Source organism: Streptomyces sp. NPDC028305, from assembly GCF_055569495.1.
On sequence record NZ_JBVHTN010000017.1, the window covers coordinates 24,265 to 30,953 of the forward strand.

Annotated in this window: 1 protein-coding gene; it reads right to left on the reverse strand. The window is 71.1% G+C overall.

Annotation, left to right across the window (positions count from 1 at the left end; genetic code table 11):
- Nucleotides 1-3: 3 nt before the first annotated feature.
- Nucleotides 4-6,689, reverse strand: a 6,686-nt coding sequence (locus tag ACZ4WQ_RS46770) for an SDR family NAD(P)-dependent oxidoreductase (RefSeq protein WP_468022899.1), incomplete at its 5' end; no start/stop codon positions are given.

Here is a 6,689-nt window from a genome sequence, read left to right on the forward strand (position 1 = left end):
AGACTACGAGTCCGAGGAGGGCTGGTCGCCATGGGCCAGGCCGATGAGACTGTCGAGGTCCATCTCGTCGATCGAACGCGAGCCGCCGTCCGCGGAACGGGCCGCGGGGATGGCGCCGGCCCCGACACCTTCGACGCCACCGGAGACCTCGGCGAGCTCCAGCAGCGCGGTCAGCAGACCGGCTTCCTGAAGCCTGTCGAGCGGGATGGACGCCACCGCGGCCCGCACTTCCTCCTCGCGGAGGCCCCCGGCCTCAGCCGCCGAGACCCCGTTCCCGTTCGCCGGCAGCAGCAGAGAGCGCACATGCTCCGCGAGCGCGGCCGGGGTCGGAAAGTCGAACGCGAGCGTCGCCGGCAACCGCAGGCCGGTGGCGGCCGTGAGCCGGTTGCGCAACTCCACGGCGGTCAGCGAGTCGAAACCCAGCTCCCGGAAGGCACGTCGCTCCGCCACCTCCTCGATCCCCGCGTGCCCGAGCACCGCGGCGGCCTGCGACCGTACGAGACGAGTGAGGATGCCCTGCTGCTCCTTGCCCCCGCGTCGGGCGAGGCGGTCACGGAGCGACACACCCGAGTCCGGCGCGCCTTCGCCCCGCTCGGCCGCCCCCGGGCGCGCGGACATCGGGACGAGCCCGCGCAGCAGCGCCGGCACCCCGGCGGTGGCCGCCCGCGTGCGCAGCGCGCCGATCTCGAGCCGGGCCGGGACGAGGAACGGCTCCCCGGCGGCCGACGACGCGTCGAAGAGGGCGAGGGCCTCCTCAGTGTCCAGCGGCGCCATCCCACCACGGCCGATCCGGGCGTGGTCGCTGCCGTCCAGATGACGTGTCATCCCGCTGCCCTGCGCCCATAGGCCCCAGGCCAGGGATGTCGCGGGCCGCCCGTTGGCCCGGCGGTGCCGCGCCAACGCGTCCAGCACGGCGTTGGCCGCCGCGTAGTTGCCCTGGCCCGGCGAACCGAGCACGGAGGCGGCGGACGAGAACATCACAAAGGCCGCCAGGTCCGCGTCGCGGGTGAGCTCGTGCAGAAGCAGCGCCGGAGCCACCTTGGCACGGAAGACGGTGTCGATCCGCTCCGGCGTCAGCGTGGGGATCGTGCCGTCGTCGAGCACCCCAGCGGCATGGACCACGGCGGTCAGTGGATGCCGCTCGGGGACACGGCTCAGCAGGGTGGCCAGCGCCTCGCGGTCGGCGGCGTCGCAGGCGGCGACGGTCACCATCGCGCCGAGCGCCTCGAGCTCGGCCGCCAGGTCCCCCACACCCTCGGCCTGCACGCCACGTCGGCCCACCAGCAGCAACTGCCGTACCCCGTGTGCCACGACGAGGTGTCGGGCGACGAGCCCGCCCAGCACTCCGGTGCCGCCCGTGATCAGCACGGTCCCGGCCGGATCAAGCGCCAACGGCGATCCGTCAGCCGACGCGTCCCCCGACCTGTCAGTCGATCCGTCGGCGGATCCCTCGACCGACCCGGCCCGCTCCTGCCGTGGCACCCGCACCAACCGCGGTACGCACACCTCTCCATCGCGAATGGCCAGCTGTGGCTCCCCGACGGCCAGCGCCACGGGCAGCACCTGGGCCAAGGAGCCGTGTCCATCCCAGTCCACCAGGGTGATCCGGTCCGGGTTCTCGGACTGCGCCGAGCGGACCAGCCCCCAAACCGCCGCGCCGGGCAGATCCGAGACGTCGTCCTCCCGGCGGGTGGCGACCGCCCCTCGCGTCAGCACGACCAGTCGGCTGTCCGCGAGCCGCTGCTCGCCGAGCCAGGACTGGAGCAGGTGCAGGGCGCGATACGCGGCGGTGTGCACGCCCACGCCCTCACCTCCACAAGAGACGACGACCACCTCAGGAGCGCCGTCGACCTCCACGGCGCTCAGCAGCGCGGTCCAGTCCTCATGGCGCCGACATGCGAGCCCGCACGAATCGGCGCCGACGACCGCGAAGGACGAGGGACCGGAGAGTGACGGGCCGGAGGCAGAGGGGTCTGCCGAGGGCAGCGCCACGGTGGGCCATTCCATGCCGAACAGCGACTCGTGATGCTCCGAGCCGGCAGTCCGCACTTCACCCGCGGACACCGGCCGCAGCACGAGTGCGTCGATCGAAGCCACCGGCCGCCCCGACTCGTCGGCCGCCTCAATGGCCACCACTCCACGTCCGGGCCGCGGCGAGAGCCGCACCCGCAACACCTCACCGCCCGTACGATGCAGCGTGACTCCGCGCCAGGCGAACGGCAGCCAAGCCGACGGCCGCCCGTCCGGTGCGACGTCGGTGTCCTCGTCCGCGCCGTCGCTCCCTGCCCCGTGGTGAGCCGGATCGAGGCCGAGGGTGTGCAGCGCCGCGTCCAGGAGGGCCGGATGGACGCCGAACCGGTCGGCGTCACGGGCCTGCGGCTCGGGCAGCCGCACCTCGGCGAAGATGTCCGAGCCACGGCGCCAGGCGGTGCGCAGTCCCTGAAACGCGGGCCCATAGGCCAACTCCGCCCCGGCCAGCCGCTCGTACAGCCCGTCGAGGTCCAGGGCATCGGCGCCGGCCGGGGACCATACGTCAGCCATCAGTTCGGCCGCCGCCGCGGAGGGGGCGGTGGGGGAGGCGGGGCCGCTGCTCAGCGTGCCCGTGGCATGCCGCGTCCATTGCCGGCCCGAACCCTCCGGGCCGTCCGTGTTCTCCGTACCCGAGACGTCGTCCTCGCTCCGTGAATAGGCGGTGAACTCCCGTCGCCCGTCGGTGTCCGGCGCCCCGACGCTGATCTGGAGAGCGACTCCGCCACGTTGGGGGAGGAGAAGGGGCGCATGCAGCGTGAGTTCCTCGACATGCCGACACCCGACGCGCTCCCCCGCTTGGAGGGCGATGTCCAGAAGCGCGGTACCGGGCAGAAGCGCGACGCCTGCGAAGGCGTGGTCGGCCAGCCAGGGGTGTGTGCGCAATGAGAGCCGGCCGGTGAAGAGATGTCCTTCACCGCCCGCGAGCGGAAGCGCGGCGCCGAGCAGTGGGTGCCCGGCCTCGCTCAGCCCGACGGCGGTGACGTCTCCTGTCTGGGTGGGGGTGTTGAGCCAGTAGCGCTGGTGTTGGAAGGGGTAGGTGGGGAGGTTGATGTGGTTGTGGTGTTGGTGGGTGGGTTGCCAGGTGATGGGGTGGCCGGTGGTGTGGGCGTGGGCGAGGGAGTGGAGGTGTTGGTGGTGGTCGTCGTGGTTGCGGCGGAGGGTGCTGATGACGGTGACGGGGATGTCGGTGGTGTCGGTGGTGTCCTGGATGGCGGGGGTGAGGGTGGGGTGGGGGCTGATTTCGATGAAGGTGTGGTGTTCTTCCTGGGTGAGGGTGTGGATGGCGTGGGCGAAGCGGACGGGTTGGCGGAGGTTGCGGTACCAGTAGTGGGCGTCGAGTCCGGTGGTGTCCTTCCATTCTCCGTCGACGGTGGAGTGGAAGGGGATGGTGGCGGGCTGGGGTGTGATGCCGTCGAGGAGCCGTAGGAGCTCGTCTTCGATGGTTTCGACGTGGGGGCAGTGGGAGGCGTAGTCGACGGGGATGCGCTTGGCGCGTACGTCGCGGGCATTGAGGTGTTCGACGGCCTGGGTGAGGGCGTCGGCGTCGCCGGAGATGACGGTGGACTGGGGGCTGTTGACGCCTGCCACCCACAGCTGGCCCGGCCAGCGCTGGTGGATCAGTTCGGTGACGTCCTGTTCGGGCAGAGGAACCGCGGCCATGCCGCCGTGTCCGTGGAGGGTGTGGAGGGCTTTGCTGCGGAGGGTGATGATTTTGGCGGCGTCGGGGAGGGTGAGGGCGCCGCTGACGTGGGCTGCGGCGATTTCGCCCTGGGAGTGGCCGGTGACGGCGTCGGGGTGGAGTCCGTGGGAGCGCCAGAGGGCGGCCAGGGAGACCATGACCGAGAAGAGGAGGGGCTGGATGATGTCGGCGCGTTGCCAGGCGGGGTCGGTGTCGGGGCGGTGGAGGATGTCGGTGAGGGTCCAGTCGGTGTGGGGGGCGAGGGCCTGTTCGCAGTCGTTGATGGACTGGGCGAAGACGGGTGAGGTTTCCAGCAGGCGCAGTCCCATCCCGGCCCACTGACCACCCTGACCCGGAAACACAAACACCACGCCACCCCGCGCCCCACCGGGCGCCGAAACCCCCTCCTGCACCCCGGCATCCGGTTGGCCGGACGCGAGCGCGTCCAGACCGCGCACAAACTCCGCACGGTCGGAGCCAATGACCACCGCGCGATGCTCGAAGGCCGACCGATGCGTGGCCAGCGTGTACCCGATGTCCGCGAGCCTCGATCCGGAATCGGCGCCGGGGGCCACGGACACGAACTCCCGCAGTCGGCGCGCCTGGGCTCGGAGGGCGTCGGCCGACTTCCCGGACAGCGGCCAGGGCAAGGGGAGGCCGGACGCCTCCACGGCAGGCGCGGAAGACGGCTCTGTCTCTTCCGTACCGTCGGGCTCTGCGGCGGGTGCTTCTTCCAGAATGACGTGGGCGTTGGTGCCGCTGACACCGAAGGAGGAGACACCGGCGCGCCGTGGACGCCCGTTGCGTGGCCATGGCACGGCGTCTGTCAGCAGCCGTACTGCCCCCGAGGACCAGTCCACATGCGATGACGGCTCTTCGATGTGCAACGTACGGGGCAGGGTCTCGTGCTGGAGGGCCATCACCATCTTGATCACCCCGCCCACGCCGGCCGCCGCCTGGGCGTGTCCGATGTTCGACTTCACCGACCCAAGCCACAGGGGTCGGTTCTCGGGCCGGTCTTGCCCGTAGGCAGCCAGCAGCGCCTGGGCCTCGACGGGGTCGCCGAGGACGGTACCGGTGCCATGCCCTTCCACAGCGTCGACATCGGAAGGCGACAGCCCCGCGCCGGCCAGGGCCTGTCGGATGACGCGCTGTTGTGCCGGGCCGTTGGGGGCGGTGAGGCCGTTGCTGGCACCGTCCTGATTGATCGCGCTGCCGCGCACCACGGCGAGAACGCGGTGGCCGTTGCGCCGTGCGTCGGACAGCCGCTCCACGACGAGCATCCCGACGCCTTCCGCCCAGCCGGTGCCGTCAGCGGTGGCCGAGAACGCCTTGCACCGTCCGTCCGGGGACAGTCCCCGCTGGCGGGAGAACTCGACGAAGGTCTCCGGCGTGGACATCACCATCACTCCGCCGACGAGCGCGAGCGAGCACTCTGACGTGCGCAGCGCCTGACCGGCCATGTGCAGCGCGACCAAGGAGGATGAGCAGGCCGTGTCCACCGAGACCGTCGGGCCCTCGAGGCCGAAGGTGTAAGCGATACGGCCGGAGGCGACGCTCCCCGAGCTGCCGGTCAGGGCATAGCCGGCCACGGCCTGTGGCACCTGCCGCACATGAGCCGCGTAGTCCTGCACATTGATTCCGACGAAGACTCCGGTCTGGCTGCCCCGCAGGGTCCCCGGCGTGATGCCCGCGTGTTCGAACGCTTCCCATGAGGCTTCCAGCAGCAGTCGTTGCTGCGGGTCCATGGCGAGGGCCTCACGTGGGCTGATGCCGAAGAACGCCGGGTCGAAATCTCCGGCGTCATAAAGGAATCCGCCGTGCCGGGTACAGCAGGTGCCCTCGTGGTCGGGGTCCGGGTGATAGATCCGCTCCAGGTCCCAGCCGCGGTCCGTCGGGAACCCGGTGATGGCATCAGCGCCCGAGGCGACCAGCCGCCACAGATCCTCAGCCGACCGCACCTCGCCCGGGTAACGGCAGGCCATCCCGACGATCGCGAGCGGCTCGTCCAGGGGTGTTGCTCCGGCGCGCTTCGTCGGCCCGCCCGGCACAGCCTCGCGCAGCTCGTCGTCGCCCCGGCCCAGCAGCGCCGCTCGCAGATGCGCGGCGCATTCCGTGGGGCTCGGATGGTCGAAGACAAGGGTGGTGGGCAGCGCCAGTCCGGTGGCGGCCGCGACGCGGTTTCGGAACTCGACAGCGGTGAGAGAGTCGAACCCCAGCGCGCTGAAGGCCTGCTGAGCGTCGATGGATTCGGGGCTGGAATGGCCGAGAACGGAAGCCACGTGTGTGCGGACGATCTCGAGAAGTGCCTGCTGCTGCTCCTTGGGCGAACGCTGGGCAAGCCGCTCGCGAAGAGAGTCGGCGGAGGGCGCCGCGGTTTCGCCGCGAAGCGCCTGGCGGGCCTCGGCGATCTCGTCGATGAGCGGAGCCGGCCGCCGAGCGGTGAAGGTAGTGGCGAAGTCCTCCCAGTCGACGTCAGCGACGACGGTGGTGGTGTCGGGGTCGTGGCCGAGGATGCGATCGAGGGTGGCGATGGCGCGATCAGGAGACAGGGCCCGGAGACCGCGACGGCGCAAGTGGGCGCGTGTGTCCTCGTGCGCCGCCATTCCCGGACCGTCCCAGGGCCCCCAGGCGATGCTGGTGGCGGGGAGTCCCTGGTCGCGGCGGTGCTGGGCCAGGGCATCGAGGTAGGCGTTGGCGGCGGCGTACCCGGCCTGGTGCGCGCTGCCCCAGGTTCCGGCGATGGAGGAGAACAGAACAAAGTGTTCGATCGTGTCGTGCTCGCGCAACAGCTCGTGCAGAAGGGCCGCTCCGGTCGCCTTCGCCCCCGCCGTTTCGGCGAGATCCGCCGCACTCGAATCGGCGATGGACGATTTGAGGTTGGTTCCTGCGGTGTGGATGAGGGTGGTGAGGGGGTGGGTTGGGGGGATGGTGTTGAGGAGGTTGGTGAGTTGGGTTGGGTTGGTGGTGTCGCAGGTGG